We start from the raw sequence: 2,313 nt of genomic DNA on the forward strand, positions 1-2,313 counted from the left end.
GTTGACCTCTTCCCGATACTGTTCGAACTGTCCCTGATGCGCCGGAGGCAGCGTCTCGCGCATGTTGTCCAGAGCCTGATTGACGCGGGCCATCTGACGCCGCATTTCCAAGGGGGTTTGCGCCACGTTCAAATCTCCTATCAGTGCATTCAATTCTCTCATACCGGGATTGGACAGGAAAGACTTCTGCCCCGATTGATCAGCTCCGCGACCCGCGGCAGGCTGCCCCTCCCCTGTCCTATGACGGAACTGCAGAAAATTGTTGCCGATCGATTCCGCTGCCGTGAGAGCCTGACCGACTATGCCTGCGGTTCGCATCGTCGTCACAGTCTTTTGCCATGCGGCAGCGATTGCATCGCCGTTCACGACAAGGGATTGCCCATCGATACGGCGTTGCCGCTTGGCCTCCACCCGCTCGATCGTCCTGGCGCTGACCTGGTAGCGCGGATCGCTCTGGGCGCGGCTGTAGGCTCCGGCATGCTCCTTCGTGAAGGGCCGCGTCATCGCATGATCCATGCGCCGCGTCGCCACCATCGCAATGCCGTTCTCGCGTGCTTTTTCCGCAAAAGTCTCGCGCCAGGCGACCAGATCTGGCTTGTAGAATTTCAGGCGCTCACCGTCGGCAGAGCGCGCCTGCACCATCGCATGGATATGGACGTGCTTGGTGTCCTTGTGATGCGCCAGGACGAACTTGTATCCTGGCGCTCGCTCCTCCATCACGGCGCGCGCCGCGGCCATGACGGCGTTGGCATCGGTGCCGGCCTTTGCCGAGAAAAGCAGGTGATAGGCATTGCGGCGCTCACGCCCCGAAAACTGTGGGCGCCATTGTTCGTAGACCGAAGCCGCCGCCTTGGTGGCATTCTTCGCCCCGGGCACGGGCTCGCCATTTGCGTGGCGGACCTGGCTGTGGGTGCGGATAAACTTTTGCAAAAAGTATTTCGCTTTGGGTTCACGGCTGACGGCCGCCGTTACCTCTGCCTTGGCGACCACGCCAGCGGCGCCCATCGCTTCCGACAAGCGCGCCTCGATCTTGTCGAGCGCCTTGCTGCGCGAATTCTCCCGGCCGCCGGCAAGCACCTTGGCAAGCGGCCCCGCCCGCTCATCGGTGTGCGCGTATACCTCCACCGCCTGACCATCCTGCGCATAGATGAACGGTTTTGCGCCGAAGGCCTTGTTCAACGCCTCGCTCAAGGCGGAATCGGTAACCTCGCCGGCAAGCTCGAAACGAACCTCGATAAAATTGGTGTTTTCCAGGGGCGGTTCGAACGTCTCGCAAAACGTCTCCAGAAACGCTTTTCGTGCGGCACCTGTCGCAAGAACCTGCCCGTCCTCGTCAAAAATCTCGATGTCGTGTTTCTCGCCTTTTTCGTCCTCTCGCTTGCCGATGTAATTGAGCAGCCGAGCAGCGGCTTCCTTGGTTGACGGAGGATTGGGCATGACCTTGAACACGCCAGGCTGCGCACCCGCCGCATAGCCTGCCCGTGCCGCGACGGCCCGCGCCTGATATGCGACCCGCGCCGCTCGGCCAGTACCGCTCGCGCGACCCGCACCGCGGCCGCCGCCCCCGCGCCGCTTCCAGTCTTCCTCCTCCTCTTCCGGCCGGAAACCGGCGAGCGTGGCGCCATAGACCATGATCGGCGCGCTAGCGGCCGTGGGTGAGCGCGCAGCCGCCGCGGACTTCGATGCCCTGCTGGACATGGAGCTCCCCGCCGCCCCCAATCCTCCCGGCGACGAACGAGGGGCGTTCCTGCGCCCACCTGTCGCGCCGGTTTGTCCTTGCCCGAGGCGTCCGCCGCCAACGGTCCGCTCAGAACTCTTCATGGCCTGGAATTCGCTCGCCTCGCCTCGGGCGCTCGTCGCGGACTTGTCGTCGTCCAGCTCCTCATGCTTCACGCCGGCAGCGCCCCGCAGATAGCGTTCGATTTCGGCTGCGTAGCCAGCAAGACGACCGCTCATGGCCTGGCCTGCCTCGCCTTGCGGGACCCGCCGGTCATCGCCTTCAGTTCCTCGCGGAACTGCCGCACGAGGTCGCCCACGGCGATCAACGCCTGTTCAAGATCCTCATCATGGGCAACACGGCCGTCGTTCATGGCGCGCACGGCCTGATTGAAATTGATGCCGACACGCCGCAGCTGATCGGTCATGTCCAAGATCGCCGGCCGCAACGCCTCTGACGCGATAGGCAGATGCCCGACCTCTGCCCGCACCAGACGCCGGACGACCTCACTGACGGTTGCGCCCTCCCGTTCCGCACAGGCTTTGAGGCTGGCCAGCTCGTCAGCCGAAAACCGGATGTGCGTGACCTCGCCATAG

General features: G+C 63.8%; 2 protein-coding genes. Both read right to left on the minus strand.

Annotated features, from left to right (window positions below; translation table 11 throughout):
* On the minus strand, positions 1 to 1,956 hold a 1,956-nt coding region (locus tag AC1DZP_RS35905), incomplete at its 3' end, for a relaxase/mobilization nuclease domain-containing protein (protein ID WP_477309059.1).
* Positions 1,953 to 2,313: plasmid mobilization protein (locus tag AC1DZP_RS35910; RefSeq protein ID WP_477309061.1), on the minus strand; the 361-nt coding region annotated here is incomplete at its 5' end. The genes AC1DZP_RS35910 and AC1DZP_RS35905, both read right to left, overlap by 4 nt.

This window comes from Mesorhizobium sp. P2_F8, assembly GCF_056403655.1.